Genomic DNA, 17,706 nt, shown 5'->3' on the forward strand with positions numbered 1-17,706 from the left:
TTGAAATGCACCCAATAGACATCTCGGTGCACCAGACAGGGTCTGTGAACCGGCGCCCTTTTTCGAGAGTCTTCGCCGAGCGCCCGAGGATGCGTCCCGGGGCGGGCGGAGACCTTCATGACACCGACCAAACTCCTCATCGGACAGATGGCGATCGTGTTTGCGATCGTCCTCGCCGGTGTCTGGCTGGCAACGCAGTGGGCGGCGGCCGAGCTTGCCTACCAGCCTGAACTGGGTGACCCGTGGTGCGAAGTCGCGGGCCTTCGCGTTTACGCGCCCTGGGCGATCTTCGTCTGGTGGTTCGAATTCGACGCCTATGCGCCGATCGTCTTCGACAAGGCCGGTGGTATCGCGGCGTCCAGCGGCCTCGTCGGCTGCGGCGCGGCAATCGCCGGTTCAGTCTGGCGCGCGCGTCAGCGCAGCAATGTTACCACATATGGCTCTGCCCGTTGGGCAACGCGTCAGGATGTTCGCAAAGCCGGCCTCCTGGCGGAGCAGGGCGTATTCCTCGGCCGGTTCGGAGACGACTACCTGCGCCATGACGGGCCCGAGCATATCATGGCATTCGCGCCGACACGTTCGGGCAAGGGCGTGGGTCTGGTCGTTCCGACGCTGCTGGGCTGGTCCGGCTCTGCGGTCATTCACGACATCAAGGGCGAGAACTGGCAACTGACGGCCGGTTGGCGCGCGCGCTTCTCGCATTGCCTGCTTTTCAACCCGAACGATGCGCGGTCGGCGCGCTACAATCCGCTCCTCGAAGTGCGGCGTGGCGTTCATGAAGTCCGCGACGTTCAGAATATCGCCGACATCCTTGTCGATCCCGAAGGCGCGCTTGAGCGGCGCAGCCATTGGGAAAAGACCAGCCATTCGCTGCTGGTCGGCGCGATCCTGCACATCCTCTATGCCGAAGAAGAAAAGACGCTCGCCCGGGTCGCGACGTTTCTGTCCGATCCGGCGCGCAGCTTTGCCAACACGCTCCATGCCATGATGTCGACGAACCACCTCGGCACGATGGAAGCACCGCTGGTTCATCCGGTCGTGGCTTCGGCAGCGCGCGAAGTCCTCAACAAGTCCGTCAACGAGCGATCGGGCGTACTCTCCACGGCCATGTCGTTCCTCGGCCTCTACCGGGACCCCACCGTCTCCGCCGTAACGTCTGCATCGGACTGGCGGATCGCTGATCTGGTTGACGGAAAACACCCGGCATCGCTTTACCTGGTCGTGCCGCCCTCAGACATCAACCGCACCAAGCCGCTGATCCGCCTGATCCTCAATCAGATCGGTCGGCGCCTCACCGAGGAACTGCGTTTCGAGGACGGCACCGGGCATGCGGGTGCAAGTCGCCACCGTTTGCTGATGATGCTCGACGAGTTTCCCGCGCTCGGCCGGCTCGACTTCTTCGAGACCAGCCTCGCATTCCTCGCCGGCTACGGTGTTCGTGCTTTCCTCATCGCCCAAAGCCTCAACCAGATCGAGAAGGCGTACGGCGAGCACAACTCGATCCTCGACAATTGCCACGTGCGTGTGGCGTTTGCTACCAACGACGAGCGGACCGCCAAGCGGCTCTCCGATGCTCTGGGCACGGCGACCGAGCAGCGCACCATGCGCAACTATGCAGGGCACCGCCTTGCGCCCTGGCTGTCGCACGTCATGGTCAGCCGGCAGGAAACAGCCCGCGCCTTGCTGACGCCGGGCGAAGTCATGCAGCTCAATCCCGGCGAAGAACTGGTGCTCGCATCCGGTGCACCGCCGATCAGGGCGACGAAGCTGCGCTATTTCGAAGAACCGGTCTTTGCCGAGCGAGCAATCGAGCCGCCAATGCTCAGCACCAAGGGCTATGCTGACGTGCCGCCCCAGCGGACCAGCGACTGGTCTGGTCAGGTTCGCGGGGTCGACGACAGACTGGCGCCTCCGGCCAGCGATCTTGAGGCCGAGGACGGCGAAACGGCGGGTAAGCCGGTCGCTACCGGCGGAATGGATCAGGCGCCCGCCGTCGAGGCCGGCGTCCAGGGCGAGGTCCCCGATCAGGAGCCGCAGGTCGCCACCGATCCGCTCGGACTGGTCGCCGATGTCGACGATCCGGCGGCGGACAAACGCGTCATCGACCAGGCCGCGCAGCAGCGGCTCGTGCGCGTCACATATGCCTTCGGTTCGGTGCAGCGCGCCGACCAGTTCGATCTGGAGCTCTGATCATGACGGACAAGGTTCGCTATCAGCTATTCCTGCCGCAATCGCTCAGCGCGCGCCTCCTTGAAGAGGCAAGCCGGCCCGGTGTCACCAAATCCGACATCCTCGTGCAGGCGCTGACGGTCTGGCTCGATAAACGCGGCAAAGGCGAACTCGAGGACCGTTTCGCGCGGCGCCTCGATCGGATCGCCGAACTGCTCGACCGGCTCCTGCGCGACAGCCATATCGAGCTTGAGACGCTGGCGCTTTTCATCCGCTACGAACTGGCGATCAATCCGCCGCTTGCCGATAATGATGCCGCCGGCCGGGCCGCTGCTGCGGCGCGCTTCGAAGCCTTCCTCTCTCAGGTCGCGCGTCAGCTGGCGCTCGGCAAGCGCACGCTCGACAAGGACAGCGTGCTGTGAGCGGCCATGCACACGGCGCAGAAGCCGCCGCCCGCAAGCATGCGATGCTGCGCACCGCACTGGGGCCGGCGATCGAGGCGGCACTCGGCGATCCCCGCGTCATCGAGATCATGGTCAATCCCGACGGCAAGCTCCGTGTCGATATCCTGGGCGGGGGTCGGGTCGACACTGAGATCCGCATGCCTGCCGATCAGGTCGAGCGGATTGTCCGGCTCGTGGCCAGTCACACCCGCGCCGAAGTCCATGGCGACCGGCCGATAGTCTCGGCTGAACTTCCTGCGCATGAAGGCGGCGGCGGCGAACGCTTTGAGGGTGTGCTTCCCCCGGTGGCGCATGCCCCATGCTTTGCGATCCGCAAGCCTGCTGCGCGCATTCATACGCTCGCCGACTATGTCGCCGACGGCATCATGGATGAGGGCGCCGCGAGGCTGCTGCGCGGCGCGGTCTTGGGCAGGCTCAACCTGCTGGTGGTCGGCGGAACTTCGTCCGGCAAGACCACGCTTGCCAATGCGCTCCTCGCCGAGATGGCCGAGCTCGACGAACGCGTGGTGTTGATCGAGGACACGCGTGAACTCCAGAGCCCGGTACCCGATACCGTCGCGCTGCGCACGCGGGCGGGGCACGTGACGATCGGCGATCTCGTGCGCTCGACGCTGCGTCTGCGGCCCGATCGGATCATCGTGGGCGAAGTCCGCGGGCCCGAAGCGCTCGATATGCTCAAAGCCTGGAATACCGGCCATCCCGGCGGGATCGCCACGATCCACGCCAATGGGGCGGCGGCAGCGCTGCACCGTCTCGAGAGCCTGATCCAGGAGGCGGTCGTTACCGTCCCACACCGGCTGATCGGCGAGTCGATCAATCTCATCGTCTTCATTTCCGGGCGCGGCCTTGCCCGCCGCATTGCCGAGATCGCCCGCGTCGAAGGCTTCGATGCCGCCTCGGGCGAATATCGGCTCACCCAGCTTCTTGCCCCCTCACTGCCAGAAGGAGAATGACGCCATGAAGTCGTTTCAGATCAGCCGATTTCCGAAGGATACGCCGCTCGTCGCCGCGGTGTTGGTCGCTGCCTCGCTCTCGGTCAACACATCGGCCTGGGCCTCGGGATCGGGCATGCCATGGGAGCAGCCGCTCGAGCAGGTGCTGGAGTCGGTGCAGGGGCCCGTCGCCAAGATCGTGGCGGTCATCATCATCATCGTCACCGGCCTCACCCTGGCATTTGGCGAGACCGCCGGCGGGTTCCGGCGGCTTATCCAGATCGTCTTCGGTCTTTCGATCGCCTTTGCCGCCTCGAGCTTCTTCCTCTCGTTCTTCAGCTTCGGCGGCGGAGCCCTGATCGCATGACCATATCGATGATGGGCGCCGGCCAGCCCATCGAGGGCTTCGAGGTCCCGATCCATGCCAGCCTCGGCGCGCCGATCCTGCTCGGCGGCGCGCCGCGCGGGATCGCCATCGTCAACGGCACGCTCGCCATGGCGGTCGGTCTCGGGCTCCAGCAATGGCTGGCCGGCCTTGTCATCTGGGCGGCGGGGCACAGCCTCGCCGTCCTTGCAGCCCGGCGCGATCCCGATTTCGCGCCCGTGCTCCTGCGCCATCTGCGCCAGCGGGGATACCTTTCATGCTGAACCTTTCCGAGTACCGCAGCCGGGCAGGGCGCCTGGCCGACCATCTGCCCTGGGCCGCGCTCGTCGCTCCTGGCATCATGCTCAACAAGGACGGCAGTTTCCTGCGGGTGCTGGCCTTCCGCGGACCCGATCTCGAATCCTCGACCGAAGCCGGGCTCGTTTCGATCGCAGCACGCGCGAACAATGTGCTGCGCCGCTTCGGATCGGGCTGGGCGCTGTTCTTCGAAGCAGAGCGCCGCGAGGCGCTGGCCTACCCCGACGATACATTTCCGGATCCCGCCTCCTGGCTAGTCGATCGCGAGCGCCGAGCCGCCTTCCTGGCCGAGGGGCTGCATTTCGAGAGCGCCTTTTACCTGACTCTCACCTGGATGCCGCCTGCTGACAGCCAGGACGCAGCAGGGCGGCGGCTGGTCGACCGCGCCGACGAGGCCAAGGGGCGCGACTGGCGCGAGGCCCTCGGCGGTTTCATCGCCGAGACCGACCGCGCACTCGACCTTTTTGCCGGCTTCATGCCTGAAGTCCGCGCTCTGGACTCCGGTGAGTTGCTGAGCTTCCTCCACGCCACGATCTCGGATCGCCGGCATCCGGTGCGCGTACCCGAAACGCCGATGTACCTCGACGGCCTAATCCTCGACACGCCGCTAACGGGTGGGCTCGAGCCAATGCTCGGCGACAGTCACTTGCGCACGATCTCGGTGCTGGGCTTTCCCCCGCTCAGCCGCCCGGGGCTGCTCGATGCCCTCAATCAGCAGAACTTTCCCTACCGCTGGGTCAGCCGCTTCATCGCCATGGACAAGGCTGAGGCGACCAAGGTCCTGACCTCGCTGCGCCGGCAATGGTTCAACAAGCGCAAGTCGCTGACGGCCATGCTGCGCGAGGTGCTTTACAACAGCCCGGCCCAGCTCCTCGACAGTGATGCCGACAATAAGGTCGTCGATGCCGATCTCGCGCTTCAGGCGCTGGGCGGCGATCATGTCGCCTTCGGCTACCTGACGACAACGATCACGGTCAGCGACGAGCGGCGCGATGTGGTCGAAAGCCGCATGCGGCAGATCGAACGCATTCTCGGCGGCCTCGGCTTCACCACCATCCGCGAGCGGGTCAATGCGGTCGAGGCCTGGCTCTCGTCGCTGCCGGGGCAGGTCTACGCCAATGTCCGTCAGCCGCTCGTCCATACGCTCAATCTCGCCCATCTGATGCCGCTCTCGTCGGTCTGGGCAGGACCGACGGAGAACGCCCATCTGCGTGGCAGCCCGCTGCTCCATGCACGGACATCGGGCTCCACCCCGTTCCGGCTGTCGACCCATGTCGGCGATGTCGGCCACATGTTCGTCGCCGGGCCGACCGGCGCCGGCAAATCGGTACTGCTGGCGCTGATGATCCTCCAGTTTCGGCGCTATGCCGGTTCGCAGGTCTACATCTTCGACAAGGGGCTGTCGGCCCGCGCGGCGGTGCTGGCCTGCGGCGGCGCGCACCATGCACTTGGGCTTGGTACCGACGCCGGGCAAGGCCTCGCTTTCCAGCCGCTGCGCGAGATCGACGACGTTGCGAAGCGCGCATGGGCGGCTGAATGGGTCGCCGCGCTGCTCGCACAGGAAAACGTGACCGTCACGCCTGACATCAAGGACCAGGTCTGGTCCGCACTCACCAGTCTTTCGACAGCGCCGGCCTGTGAGCGGACGATCACCGGCCTCGTCCTGCTGCTGCAATCCAATGCGCTGCGCACGGCACTTTCGCCCTATACGATCGAGGGGCCATACGGCCGCCTGCTCGATGCCTCGGAAAGCGCGCTCCATTTCGCCGACGTCCAGTGCTTCGAGACCGAGGCTTTGATGGGCCATTCCGGTGTCGTCGCTCCGGTGCTGACCTACCTGTTCCATCGGCTTGAGGAGCGTTTCGACGGCCGGCCGACACTTCTGGTGCTCGACGAGGCCTGGATCTTCCTCGACCATCCACTGTTCGCGGCGCGCATCCGGGAATGGCTCAAGGTCCTGCGCAAGCGCAACGTTTCGGTGCTTTTCGCAACTCAGAGCTTGTCCGACATCGCCAATTCCCCGATCGCGCCGGCCATCCTCGAAAGCAGCCCGCAGAGGATACTGCTGCCCAACGACCGTGCGATCGAGCCGCAAAGCCGAGAGATCTACGAGCGTTTCGGTCTCAATGCCCGGCAGGTCGAGCTGATCAGCCGCGCGACGCCCAAGCGCGATTACTACCTGCAATCCGCGCGTGGAAACCGGCTGTTTGAGCTTGGCCTGGGCCCGCTTGCCTTGGCTCTGTGCGGATCGTCCGATCCTACGGCCCAGAAGCGGATCGACGCGATCCTGGCCGAGCATGGACCGGACGATTTCCTCGCCCGCTTCCTGGCCGGCACGCCGGCCGGATGGGCGACCGATTTCATCAGCTCATTCCCGGGCGCTGAAGCACAGCTCGCCGTCTGAATATCCCTCTCAAACTGAGGAGAAGCACCATGAAGGAGAAGTTTCGTAAATCCATGCCCGGCCTGGCAGCGTTTGCCGTCCTGGCTGCTGGCGGGATCGCTGCAGACCTGACGCTCGGCAGCCAGCCGGCGCAGGCCCTCATCGTCTATGATCCCTCGAACTATGCGCAGAACGTGCTGACGGCGGCGAGGGCGCTCCAGCAGATCAACAACCAGATCCAGTCGCTGCAGAACCAGGCGACCAGCTTGGCTAACCAGGCGAAGAACCTCACGAAAGTGAGCTTTCCCGAGCTTCAGGCGCTGACCCAGACGCTCCAGAAGATCGACGTCCTGATGGGGCAGGCACAAGGCATCCAGTTCAAGGTCTCGAGCGCAAGCCAGCAGTACGCAGCGCTCTACCCCGACGCCTTCAGCCAGTCGCTCAAGCTCAACGAGCAGGTTACCGCTGCGCGCACGCGGCTCGATACCGAGGTTTCTTCCTACCAGCATACCGTGACGATGCAGGCGCAGATCGCCGAGAACGTAGAGGCGGACATGACGACGCTGAATGCGCTCGTCGAGCGCAGCCAGGGCGCCGAGGGATCGCTCCAGGCCCAGCAGGCAACCAACCAGCTCCTGGCGCTGACGGCCAAGCAACAGTTCCAGATCCAGCAGCTGATGGCCGCACAGTACCGCGCGCAGGCGATCACCGAGGCCAATCGTGCGCAGGCTGCCGCCGAAGCACAGGCGGCAACCGCCAAGTTCCTTGGCACCGGAACGGCCTACACGCCGAATTAGCTTCACTCGATCGCTTCCGCCTCGGGTTCTGTCTCTTCGAGGCGGCTTGCGGCGGCGGACTGGTCACCCGGCCGCCGCGCCGCGGGGCACGTGCTCCATCCCCGGCCGTGCCCCGCGGCACCCTGACGCGCGCCTGTTTTCGAGGAACCCGTACATGAGTGACCTCAACATCATCGATCAGTTCATGACTGCCTTCATCCGCTACATCGACAGCGGCTTTGGCCTGTTGGGCGGCGATGTGCGCTTCCTGACTGCAACGCTAATCGCGATCGATGTGACCCTGGCGGCGCTGTTCTGGACCTTGGCAGGCGAGGACAATGTGCTCGGCCGCTTCATCCGCAAGATCCTCTACGTCGGTGCCTTCACCTTCATCATCAACAGCTTCCAGACGCTCGCCGACATCATCTACCGATCGTTTGCGCAGGCTGGCCTTACCGCCGGGGGCGGGGTCCTCACGGCCGACGATCTCCTGAAGCCCGGACGTCTGGCCGGTACCGGTTTCTCGGCAGCCTGGCCGCTGCTCGAACAGGCGGGCAAGCTGCTTACGGTCACCAGCTTCTTCCAGAACGCCCTGCAGATCACGGTGCTGCTGATCGCCTGGCTGCTGGTGATTCTCGCGTTCTTCATCCTCGCCGTGCAGATGTTCGTCTGCATCATCGAGTTCAAGCTCGTCAGCCTTGCTGGTTTCATCCTCGTGCCCTTTGCGCTGTGGAACCGAACCAGTTTCCTTGCCGAGCGTGTGTTGGGCCATGTCGTGAGCTCAGGCATCAAGGTCATGGTGCTGGCAGTCATTGTCGGCATCGGATCGAATTTCTTCGACCAGTTCATCGCCGCGCTTCAGGGCCAGGAACCCGATGTCGGGCAGGCCATGAGCCTGGTGCTGGCCAGCCTCGCGCTGCTCGGGCTCGGCATCTTTGCGCCTTCGGTCGCCAGCGGCCTTGGGTCGGGCGCGCCGCAGCTCGGCGCCGGCGCGGCGGTGGGAACTGTAGTTGGCGCCGGCGGCGCCGCCATGCTTGTCGGCGGCGCTGCCGTCGGCGGTGCGCGGCTTGCCGGAACTGCGCTTGGCAGTGTGCGTGCCGGAAGCTCGATGGGTGGCGGAGCCTCGGCTGCCGAAGGTCTTGGCGGTCACGGTGGCCATCCATCTCCCGGAAGCGGCGGCAGCAGCAGCGGCGGGCAGGGCGGTTCAGGCGGAGCCGGTGCGGCTCCCCATACCGATCATGCCTCGCACCCATCCAGCGGGGGGACGAACCATGCGCGGGCTACTCACGAGGCCACCCCCGAAACACAATCGGCTCACGGCGGCGAAAGTAGCGACGGCGACGGACCACCGGCTTGGGCCAAAGCCCTACGCGCTGAGCAGACCGCCCGCCATCGCCAGCAACTTGCGATCCATGCCGTCCAGCAAGGCGACCGCGGTGGCAGCGGCGCTTCCCCCGACATTAGCGAAAGGAACGACTGACCCATGCGATTTAAACGCAGCGTCCAGGCTTACGGGCGCACACCCGAACCCGAAACCCCCTTCCAGCGGGCAGGGCAGCTCTGGGACGATCGGATCGGCTCCGCCCGTGTCCAGGCGCGCAACTGGCGGATCATGGCCTTCGGCTGCCTTGGCCTCGCCGGCGCGATGGCGAGCGGTCTCCTATGGCAATCGCTCCAGAGCCGTGTCGTCCCTTATGTCGTGGCGGTCGACAAGCTTGGCGAGCCGCGGGCGCTCAGCGAAGCGGAAACGAGCTATCGGCCAACAGATCCGCAGATTGCCTGGGCGCTCTCCAAATTCATCGGCCATGTCCGCGGGGTCTCGCTCGACCCCGTGGTGATGCGGGAAGGCTGGCTCGAGGCTTATGACTTCACGACGAAGCGCGGCTCGCGCTTCCTCAGCGAATATGCGCGGGCCTCGGGTGCTCTCAGCCAGATCGGCGAGCGTACCGTCTCGGTTCAAGTGACAAGCGTGGTGCGCGCTTCGGACACCAGCTTCCAGGTCAAATGGATCGAGAACGCCTTCGAGCGCGGCAGCGCGGTGGGCACCACGCAGTGGACCGCGATGGTGACGCTTGTCGAAAAGGCACCGCGGGACGCCGACACGCTGCGGAAAAACCCGCTCGGCATCTACGTCGACGCCATCGACTGGAGCCGAGAGCTTGAGCCTCAGGACCAGTCGTTAACTCGCCCGCCTTCAGCGGCGCAGCCTGGGCTGCGCGCAACCGCGCCGACGCCGGCCAGCGCGCCCGCTGTCGCGAGCGCTGCGAACGTACCGCTTTCCGATCCACTCGCATCCAAGGAGGTCTTGCCATGAACTCGCTGCTCCTGACTGCCGCGGCTTTTGCCGTCGGCGCCCATCCGATCCTGCCGGCGGTGCATGCCGTGCGGCCCGGCCCGAGCGCTTCGCCGGCCCAGCGCGGCTCGGTCGAGCCGTCGCCCTCAGCCTGGGTCAATGCCCGGCAGGTCTTCCTGTGGTCGGACGGGGCGATCTATCACGTCTACACGCAGCCCGGCATGATCACCGACATTGCCCTGCAGCCGGGCGAAGCGCTGATCGCCGTCGCGGCCGGCGACACCGCGCGGTGGGTGATCGGCGATACCACGAGCGGCAGCGGTGACGACAAGCGCACGCATGTGCTGGTGAAACCGTTCAGCGCCGGGCTTTCCACCAATATCGTGATCACCACCGACAAGCGGACGTATCATCTCCAGTTGTCTAGCGGACCGACTGGCGGAATGGCGGCGCTGGCCTGGAACTATCCGCTCGATGAGCTGGTCGCGGCAAAGCCCGTCGCTGCCGGTCTCGGCATCGAGCAGATGTACTTCGGCTATCAGATCAGTGGCGACGGGCCCACTTGGCGGCCGCTGCGGGCGTTCGACGACGGTCGCCAGACCTTCATCGAGTTTCCGGCGACGATCGGCGTCGACGAGGCGCCGCCGTTGTTCCTGATCGGTACCGACGGAGCGGCGGAACTGGTCAACTACCGTATGCGCGGGCGGTTCTACGTCGTCGATCGCATCTTCGATGTGGCCGAACTGCGGCTCGGCACCAAGAAACAGCAGGTCGTGCGCATCACACGTGGAAGCAGCAAGAGGAGGGGGCGCTCGTGAGCGAGGAGATCGAGCAAGTCGCGCGAGCCGAACCCCTGCGGCAGCGGAACCCGGATGAACAAGCGGCGAACCGGCCGACAGCGGAAGCTCCCGCGCGTCCTTCCGAGAAAGTCGACCCGGAAACGCTCGCCATTCGCGCCAGGCCTCCGCGCGCGACACGTTTCAGAAAAGAGGTAATTATCGGCGGCACGGCCGTCGCTACCTTCGCCCTTCTTGGCATCGCGTGGTTTGCGCTGTCCCCGCGGCTGACGGGGCAAACGGTGCGCCCAAGCGATCTAGCCCAGCCTGGCAAACAGGCCGCCAACGATGCGCTGAACGCTTTGCCGAAGGGATACGGCGATGTGCCCAAGCTCGGGCCTCCACTGCCCGGCGATCTCGGGCGCCCGATCCTGCGGGCACAGGAGCGGGATCTGGGAACAAATCTGGCGGTCGAAAGTCAGCATTCGACCGCAATCGATCAGGAACGACAGAAGCGTGCCGACGACCTCAAAAATGCGCGCCAGTCGGCATTGCTTGCCCAAGGGGTTCGGCCTGGCTCGGCGGCATCGACTGCGGGCGAAGTCTCTCAAGCGGCGCTAGGCGCAGCCGGCAGCGGCAGTACGACCACACCGGACCCGTCGGCGACGGATCGCAAGATCCAGTTTGCTGAAAAGCTGGACGGGAAGGGGGACATCAATCCCCACAGCGTGAGCCGGTCGCCCTCGCCGAATGTCCTGATGGCCGGGAGCGTCATTGCCGCCAGCCTGATCACCGGGCTCAATTCCGACGTTCCCGGTATGGTCGTTGCTCAGGTCACGCAGAGCGTGTTTGACAGCGCGACGGGACAGGTGCTGCTGATACCACAGGGCGCGCGCCTGATCGGGAACTACGATAGCGTCGTTGCCTATGGACGGAGCCGGGCGCTGGTTGTGTGGCAGCGACTGGTAATGCCCGACGGTTCGTCGCTGCGTCTCGATAACATGCCGGCGGCTGACCCGTCGGGCTATGCGGGTCTTGTCGACAAGGTCGATTATCACACCGGCCGACTGCTGAGAGGCGTTGCGATCGCGACATTGTTGGGCGTGGGCACGGAGCTGTCCATCAACGGTGAGAGCGATCTGGTGCAGGCAATCCGGGATTCCGCGCAGACGAACGTGTCTCGGGCCGGGGATCAGGTCACGCAGCGCAATCTCGACATCCAGCCGACGATCACGGTGCGCCCCGGCGCACCGGTCAGGCTGCTGGTCCGGCAGGATCTGGTTTTGGAACCCTGGAAAGGAGGTAATCCGCGATGACCACTATCAAGCTGGCAAAACTGCCCGACAGGACCCCGATCAAGCTCACGGTCACGGTGACCCCGGATCTTCATCAGAGCCTGCAGGACTATGCCCGGCTGTACGCAGCCTCGTATGGCACGCAAGTGTCCGCCGCAGAGCTGGTGCCCGCAATCCTGGCTGCCTTTCTCGACGGGGATCGCGGATTTCAGCAGCAACGGAAGGGTAAGTCATGATCGAGCAAGAGTATGACGCGCGAGGGCCGTCTGCGGGGATGGAGCAGATTAGCGTTCGCATGTCCGACGCGGTGCGGCTGACCGGGCTCAGCCGCACTAAAATCTATCAACTCATTGCTCATGGTGATCTGGAGGTCGCAAAGATAGGTCGATCGACGGTCGTGCTCGCATCCAGCTTGCGGGAACTTGTCGGTTCAATACGGACGCGTCGCTGATAGGCACAATGATGGGTGGGGCAACTTCGAGGACTTGCGCCCTACAGGACGTCGCACATCGATTTGGCTGATATGTCGGACAGTCCGGAAGGGCAGCTTTAAAGACGCGAAAACCGGATAGCGGACATTCCAACGCTTCTGTCTGGGCTTCCGGCGCCGACCCTTTGTGATCGTTCAGCAGCTTGTCTTGCGCCCCCAGGGTGTGAATGGTCCGGTATTCCATCCACCGCGCTATTCATATAATCCCGACCTATGAATCTGAACTCGGTGGCGGCCATCGTCGCAGGCAGGTTTCTGAGCCCAGTGACACCTTCTTCGTAGGCGTTCGGTGAAGACCCTTCAGGTTTAGCCCAAGCCTCGCTGATGGCGGGACAGGCTACTTGGGCATCGGTGTAAAGGTTGGTTTGACGCGCTTCCCAGTTCCACGGCAGGAGTTTGTGCAAGCGGGTCTGCGGATGACCAAGGCGCCGCCGGCCATCGCCCTGGAGTCGGACGCAACACCTCGCGCCCGACTCCAACCTACTAATATGTATCAGATCACTTCAGCAGACTCGCGAGCGCCGTTACGCCCTTGCTCCGAGTATCGTTGGGCATCCGGTTGCCAAGAATGTCTCCGATCGTGCCGCGAAGCGCGTCGATATTGCCCGTCTGCACGGCAGTTCGCCCTTGCACGACAAGCTGGTCGTGCCTGGACTTATCCAGCGCCAGATGGCGCTCGTTCTCCAGGTCGGAGAACATAGCTGCGAGGAAGCTCGGCTGCTGGGCGAGTTCTCGATAGAACACGTTGGCAGCCTGGTCCAAGGCCTGGCGCGCGCTCGCCCAGTTGCTGATGCCCATCTGCTCCCGGGCGGTATGCAGCAGTCCGCTCACCCGCTCCACGATCTGAGGGTCAAGGGCATCGACATGATCGGCCACTGCCTCACTGAGACTTTCGATTTCATGCGACAAGGCTGCGTGGCGATGACCGTCGCTGTTTTCGAGGCGGCTCAGTTCCTGGCGGATCAGCAAGGCTTCCTCGGTGACGGCACGACGCACTTCCGAATCCTGCGAGTGGGAAAGGAGGTCCCGCTGGCGAGCAATCCGCCTTTCCAGCTGATCGAGGTCGAAAGCTGCCGCTCCATCCAAGGCAGAACGGGCGTCGTCAACAGCGGAGGCTGCATCGGAAAGCTTGTCGAGAGCAAGGCGCTGGCCCTCCTCCCCGGTGAAGGCGGCATGTCCGATCGTCGAGGCGTAGAAGTTATGGTGATTCCAGCTCAAGCCCAGGTCGGGAACCGCAATTGCGCACTTGAAAAGACCGTTGTCATCCATGTTCCAGTGAAGCTCGACGGTCGATCCGGCGGGCAGGCGCTGGCCCGGGTTGAGGTCAGTACCGTGAATGCGGATGGCGCCGATGAACAGGTTTAGCAGGGGGGCGTCTACCCCCTCGGCCTGGTTGAACAGCTCTGCCTCGAAAAACGCCGGATCGCCGCTGACGAGCCCCTCGCGCAGACTGAACGTGTCCATTCCCGATGCGGGCAGCGGCGTGCCCTTCTTCACCAGGACGGAGAGCGTATTGGTTCGCTCGGATGCCCGGCCCCTGGCCACTTTGACAGAGACGGTCTGCGTGGCAGGAATAGCCGCGGCAGACGCCGCAGTACGAACTATCGTGATCTCCTGAGCCGGACAGACCTGCGCACCATTGTCATCGCATACATCGATCCAGAAGCGGTGCTGGCCAGGCTCCGCGAGAGACACTTCGAACGTATCGGTCCCGGTAAACTCCGCGAAGCCATCGGAGCCGCCCTGCGCATCGCGCACGCGGCGGCGAAGCCGGCGTTCGGGGGCGTCGGTGATCAGGCGGATCGTCGCCGTCTCCTCGGAGGAGCGGGCCGTGAAGCGCAGCGACACCTCGACCTGGCCGGAAGCGGAAGCACGGCCGACTTCGCTCTTGCGCTGTCCCGCGGCGTCATCCCACACGCGGCTTTCGGCAAAGATCGCAGCGCCCCTCGCTACAGCCGTCATGGGATCGGTTCGGTGGTCCGCGGCAATGCCGAGTTCGCGGCTGACCATTTCGCGAACCAGCGGCATCTTCGATGGGCCACCGATGAAGACGACGCGATCGATATCCTCATGATTCAAGCTGTTATCGTTCAGAACCTTGCGACATAGGGATACCGAATCCGAAATCTTATCCCGTATGAGCTGTCCCAGCTTCGCCCGTTCAAGCCGCACATCAACATAGATCGGCTCGCCGGCCTGATCGTCGGTTCTCGCTTCTTCCTCGGCGAGGACGATATGCGTTTCCTCCCTGGTCGAAAGTTCGACTTTCGCCGTTTCCGCCTTCATCCGCGCCAGCGTGAAGAGACGGCGATATTCCGGGCGCACAGTGGCATCTGCCGGCAGGCTGAAGGTCGCATGCAGCCAGGGCCGGATGACGGAATCGACGATCATGCGATCGAAATCCCGGCCCCCCAGCATGTTGATACCCTCATGGGCGATCACATTGACCGCGCCTCCGCTCGCTTCCACCAAGGCTACGTCCAGAGTGCCGCCGCCAAGGTCGTAGACGAGAAAGCGGCCATCGCGCTGCGTGGCGCCTTCCAGAGACGCCATTGCCGCAGCGATGGGTTCCTGCAGGAGCCCGACCCGCTCGAGGCCGGCGGCATGGGCGGCCCGGATGGTCGCTTCGGACTGCATCTGGTTGAACGCAGCAGGAATGGTGACAACGGCGCCGGTGACCGCCGTCGCTCCAATTTCCAGTTCGACCTGACGAAGCAACTGGCGGATGATCTCCGCGCTGGCATCTTCCGGCAACAGCGTCAGCCCGGCGCCCTTCAGCTCGATCGTGCTGGACGTGCCCATAAGGCGCTTGAACCCCTGAGCCGCATTCTCGGGCGTGAGTTCCGCCTGCGCCTGCGCCTTGACGCCCACGGCCATGCGGCCGCGTCGATCGTAATGGAGGACGCTGGGCAGCACGTCGCGGCCGTCTTCGGTCTTGAAAAGGCGAAGGCCTTCGTCCGAATGGCCGACTACGGCTGAATTCGAAGTTCCCAGATCAATTCCCAGATACATGTTCAGCCCCCTTGGCAATGACCCGTGCCATTTGCACAACCACACCTTCAGCAATGATCGCCGGTTCGAGCGTCGTTTCGACTTCCAGCGCGTCGTATTCCGAGAGCTCCTCGGCATTGACGACGACGATCGGCAAATCGGTGCCGACCGCCATGCCGTCGAAGGAGACAAGTTTCATGCCCATCGTTTCGAGGTGCCTCGTCAACCGGTCGGAAGCGTATCGCGTCTGCGCTTCCGCGCGCGCCGTCCGCTCCGGCGGTAGCGCCGCCGCCAGTGCTTCGTAAGAGCGCAGGAGTTTCCAGAAGTCGGTGCTCATAGCCGCCACCGCGGCCGGATCGCAGGTCGTCATCAATAGCCATTTCCTTGATAGCCGGTATCGGCGTAGTCATCGTTTTCTGACGTGGCGCTCGACGAGCCATAGCTATCGGCACCTCCGTAAGCGTCAGCCCCCGGTAATGTCGTGATGGGAGGGGCCACGGGCGCGCCTTGCCGGATCAGAGCCCGGCCTTCTTCCCGCAGCCGATAGTCCTGCGCCATAACTTCGAGGTTCACCGCGCTCATGTCGCGTTGGTCATAGCGAAACTGTCCGCAAAGTCCGTTGTAGTCGTTGATCAGACCATTGAAGGCGGATTGCTGCGCATATCCCGAAACCGCTTCGCGCGCGCCGTCGAGCCGTTTGCCCTGCATCATGCAATAACGAAGCTCCTGCCGGGAAAGGCTTCGCTCACCCCCACCTGCGGTGGGCATGGCCTCACCGCTGTCATCGACCACTTCCTCCGGCAGGGTCTCGACAGCATCGTATGCGGGTTCGACTTGCTCGGCGGCGTAAGGCGCTTCGCTCGCTGTCTCGGCGGTGGCGTAGTCAGAAACCGTCGAGCCGGAATGGGATGAATTCGCCATCGCGAGCAGAATCGGAACGCCGATTATCGCACCCCAAATTGCAGCCTTTGTGCGCCGGCAGTTCGTTTGCCGCCTTTCAGCAATGGAACGCTGGAGGTTGGCGAGATTCCGGTACTCTTCTCCGCTTGCCTTGACGATCAAAGCATCGCTCAGCTTTTCGGCATCTGTCCAACGGCGGGCTTGCAGCGCCTCGCCCAGAAGCTTCCAGTTGCGTGCCCTCCAGAAAGTTTCCAGATCGGTCCGGATCGTCTCCTGCGCCTCTGCTGTCGCCGAGGCAGCAATACCTTCGAGGAACTTGGTGACGACGAGTGCGGCATCCGGGTTGTTGAGGTCGTTATAAAGGTCGATGGCAAGATTGCGGGCTTCCGTGACAGCCTGTGCAACGACGTCAGGACCGGGATTGCCCTCGGCCACGGCCGTCAGCGCTGCGAATAGCGCGGTGAACGCATTCGCAGGGGCATAGCCATTGCGATGCTTTGTCATTCTGGCGCGGGATTGAGCGATCGCGACGCGCAGTTGGGCGAGACGTGGGGCGATGCTCCGGCGCTCGACTATTTCCTGAAGGGCAGCGTTGTCCGTTCTGAGCAGTTCCGAAAACTGCGGCATCCTTTCGCAGACACCGAGCGCTGCTGTGCTGATCTCAAGTGCCTCATCGTCACGATTGGCCCTGTTGAGTTCTAGCGTGGTCTTTCGGATCTGTTGGAGCAGCTTCAGCGAACTGGGATCGTCGAGGCCATCCTGCGCGTCCCGTTCCTGCAAAGGCCGCACGAACGAAAACCACTGGTTCAAAAGAGCTCGAAGGGCGGTCACGCGCGAAGTGGCGGTCTGGCCCGCGCGCACATCGTCGAGAATAGTCTCCACCTGCGCGGCCAGACCTTCGATCTTGTCTGCAATTTCAAGGGCGTAGGCATGGAACAGGTCGCTCAGCAGCCGGCGCCTTTCAACCGAGCCATCACCGGCTTCCCACGCAAGCAGTTCGAGAGATGAGGCGGTCGTTTCGATGGGCCCGGCTAAGAGGAGGCTTACGTGCTTCGCCCGGAGCCTGGCCAAACCGTTGTCGAGATCGGTGTCGGATACTGCCCCGAACCCGGAGCTTTGGCGCGCGGCATCCACAGCCCGGCGGAGCTTCGAAACGTCCAGATCGCCGTAAGCCCGGATCAGGTCCGTCGCTGGTTCCGGCCAGATCGACCGGCCGGATTGCGCGGAGATCACAGCTTCGCAGCAGTGAGCGGCGAGATTAATGGCCGCGAGGCCGCTGATCGTCGCCGGAACGGCCGCATGTCTCCCGCCAAGTTCCGCAAGAATGGCCTTGGCATCGTGATCGGGCAGTTCGAGAAGGTAGGCCAGTTCCGCGTCGAGACGCTCGCGGGGGCTGGACATGGCTTGTCGGGCCAGCTCCAGGCTGCGTTCCTGGTCCGGCGTGTCCATGTCGAGCTGCCGGCCACGAAACGCGCGATTGATTTCGTCGCGCGACGAGCGAGGAGAAACGCCGAGTTCCGCGAAGGGACTGCGCCGCAGATCGAAACTCAAGTGA

Annotated in this window: 16 protein-coding genes; 13 read left to right on the forward strand and 3 right to left on the reverse strand. The window is 64.1% G+C overall.

Annotated features, from left to right (window positions below):
* The first annotated feature begins 117 nt into the window (after nt 1–117).
* The 13 genes from ACZ1J6_RS23595 to ACZ1J6_RS23655 all read left to right on the forward strand — a co-directional run bounded on the left by ACZ1J6_RS23595 (nt 118) and on the right by ACZ1J6_RS23655 (nt 12,221).
* Nucleotides 118–2,190, forward strand: coding sequence for a conjugal transfer protein TraG (locus ACZ1J6_RS23595; protein WP_465128732.1), 2,073 nt, complete (start codon nt 118–120; stop codon nt 2,188–2,190).
* A 2-nt stretch (nt 2,191–2,192) separates the two neighbouring features.
* Nucleotides 2,193–2,591, forward strand: a complete 399-nt coding sequence (locus ACZ1J6_RS23600) for a CopG family transcriptional regulator (RefSeq protein WP_465128733.1) — start codon at nt 2,193–2,195, stop codon at nt 2,589–2,591.
* 44 nt (nt 2,592–2,635) lie between these two features.
* Nucleotides 2,636–3,586 (forward strand): P-type conjugative transfer ATPase TrbB, encoded by a 951-nt coding sequence (trbB, locus tag ACZ1J6_RS23605; protein ID WP_465128840.1) that lies wholly within the window; start codon nt 2,636–2,638, stop codon nt 3,584–3,586.
* A gap of 4 nt (nt 3,587–3,590) precedes the next feature.
* Nucleotides 3,591–3,932 (forward strand): TrbC/VirB2 family type IV secretion system protein, encoded by a 342-nt coding sequence (locus tag ACZ1J6_RS23610; RefSeq protein ID WP_465128734.1) that lies wholly within the window; start codon nt 3,591–3,593, stop codon nt 3,930–3,932.
* Nucleotides 3,933–3,940: 8 nt separating this feature from the next.
* The gene (locus ACZ1J6_RS23615) at nt 3,941–4,213 is read left to right on the forward strand and encodes a VirB3 family type IV secretion system protein (RefSeq protein WP_465128841.1); all 273 of its coding nucleotides are present in this window, start codon (nt 3,941–3,943) and stop codon (nt 4,211–4,213) included.
* Entirely contained in the window at nt 4,207–6,651 is a 2,445-nt protein-coding gene (trbE, locus tag ACZ1J6_RS23620) for a conjugal transfer protein TrbE (RefSeq protein ID WP_465128735.1), read from the forward strand. Before ACZ1J6_RS23615 ends, trbE begins: the two co-directional genes overlap by 7 nt.
* A 29-nt stretch (nt 6,652–6,680) precedes the next feature.
* Nucleotides 6,681–7,427, forward strand: coding sequence for a P-type conjugative transfer protein TrbJ (gene trbJ, locus ACZ1J6_RS23625; RefSeq protein ID WP_465128736.1), 747 nt, complete (start codon nt 6,681–6,683; stop codon nt 7,425–7,427).
* Between the two features lie 154 nt (nt 7,428–7,581).
* Complete coding sequence (trbL, locus tag ACZ1J6_RS23630) at nt 7,582–8,886, forward strand: P-type conjugative transfer protein TrbL (protein WP_465128737.1); 1,305 nt, start codon at nt 7,582–7,584, stop codon at nt 8,884–8,886.
* A gap of 3 nt (nt 8,887–8,889) precedes the next feature.
* Complete coding sequence (gene trbF, locus ACZ1J6_RS23635; RefSeq protein ID WP_465128738.1) at nt 8,890–9,720, forward strand: conjugal transfer protein TrbF; 831 nt, start codon at nt 8,890–8,892, stop codon at nt 9,718–9,720.
* Nucleotides 9,717–10,517: a P-type conjugative transfer protein TrbG gene (trbG, locus tag ACZ1J6_RS23640; protein ID WP_465128739.1), complete on the forward strand. Its 801-nt coding sequence runs from the start codon at nt 9,717–9,719 to the stop codon at nt 10,515–10,517. The genes trbF and trbG overlap by 4 nt, the downstream gene beginning before the upstream one ends.
* Nucleotides 10,514–11,791 (forward strand): TraB/TrbI/VirB10 family type IV secretion system protein, encoded by a 1,278-nt coding sequence (locus ACZ1J6_RS23645; protein WP_465128740.1) that lies wholly within the window; start codon nt 10,514–10,516, stop codon nt 11,789–11,791. The genes trbG and ACZ1J6_RS23645 overlap by 4 nt, the downstream gene beginning before the upstream one ends.
* Nucleotides 11,788–12,006 carry a DUF2274 domain-containing protein gene (locus ACZ1J6_RS23650; RefSeq protein ID WP_465128741.1) on the forward strand — a complete coding sequence of 73 codons (219 nt, stop codon included), beginning with the start codon at nt 11,788–11,790 and terminating at the stop codon, nt 12,004–12,006. Before ACZ1J6_RS23645 ends, ACZ1J6_RS23650 begins: the two co-directional genes overlap by 4 nt.
* Nucleotides 12,003–12,221 (forward strand): helix-turn-helix domain-containing protein, encoded by a 219-nt coding sequence (locus ACZ1J6_RS23655; protein ID WP_465128742.1) that lies wholly within the window; start codon nt 12,003–12,005, stop codon nt 12,219–12,221. Before ACZ1J6_RS23650 ends, ACZ1J6_RS23655 begins: the two co-directional genes overlap by 4 nt.
* Nucleotides 12,222–12,758: 537 nt before the next feature.
* Here ACZ1J6_RS23655 and ACZ1J6_RS23660 read toward each other — a convergent pair.
* The 3 genes from ACZ1J6_RS23660 to ACZ1J6_RS23670 are packed head-to-tail and all read right to left on the reverse strand — an operon-like array spanning nt 12,759 to nt 17,702.
* Complete coding sequence (locus tag ACZ1J6_RS23660) at nt 12,759–15,272, reverse strand: Hsp70 family protein (RefSeq protein ID WP_465128842.1); 2,514 nt, start codon at nt 15,270–15,272, stop codon at nt 12,759–12,761.
* On the reverse strand, nt 15,256–15,621 hold the full coding sequence (locus ACZ1J6_RS23665) for a hypothetical protein (protein WP_465128743.1): 366 nt from the start codon (nt 15,619–15,621) through the stop codon (nt 15,256–15,258). The genes ACZ1J6_RS23660 and ACZ1J6_RS23665 overlap by 17 nt, the downstream gene beginning before the upstream one ends.
* Nucleotides 15,621–17,702 (reverse strand): hypothetical protein, encoded by a 2,082-nt coding sequence (locus ACZ1J6_RS23670; protein WP_465128744.1) that lies wholly within the window; start codon nt 17,700–17,702, stop codon nt 15,621–15,623. The genes ACZ1J6_RS23665 and ACZ1J6_RS23670 overlap by 1 nt, the downstream gene beginning before the upstream one ends.
* Nucleotides 17,703–17,706: the final 4 nt, after the last annotated feature.

This window comes from Novosphingobium sp. BL-S-21, from assembly GCF_055521655.1.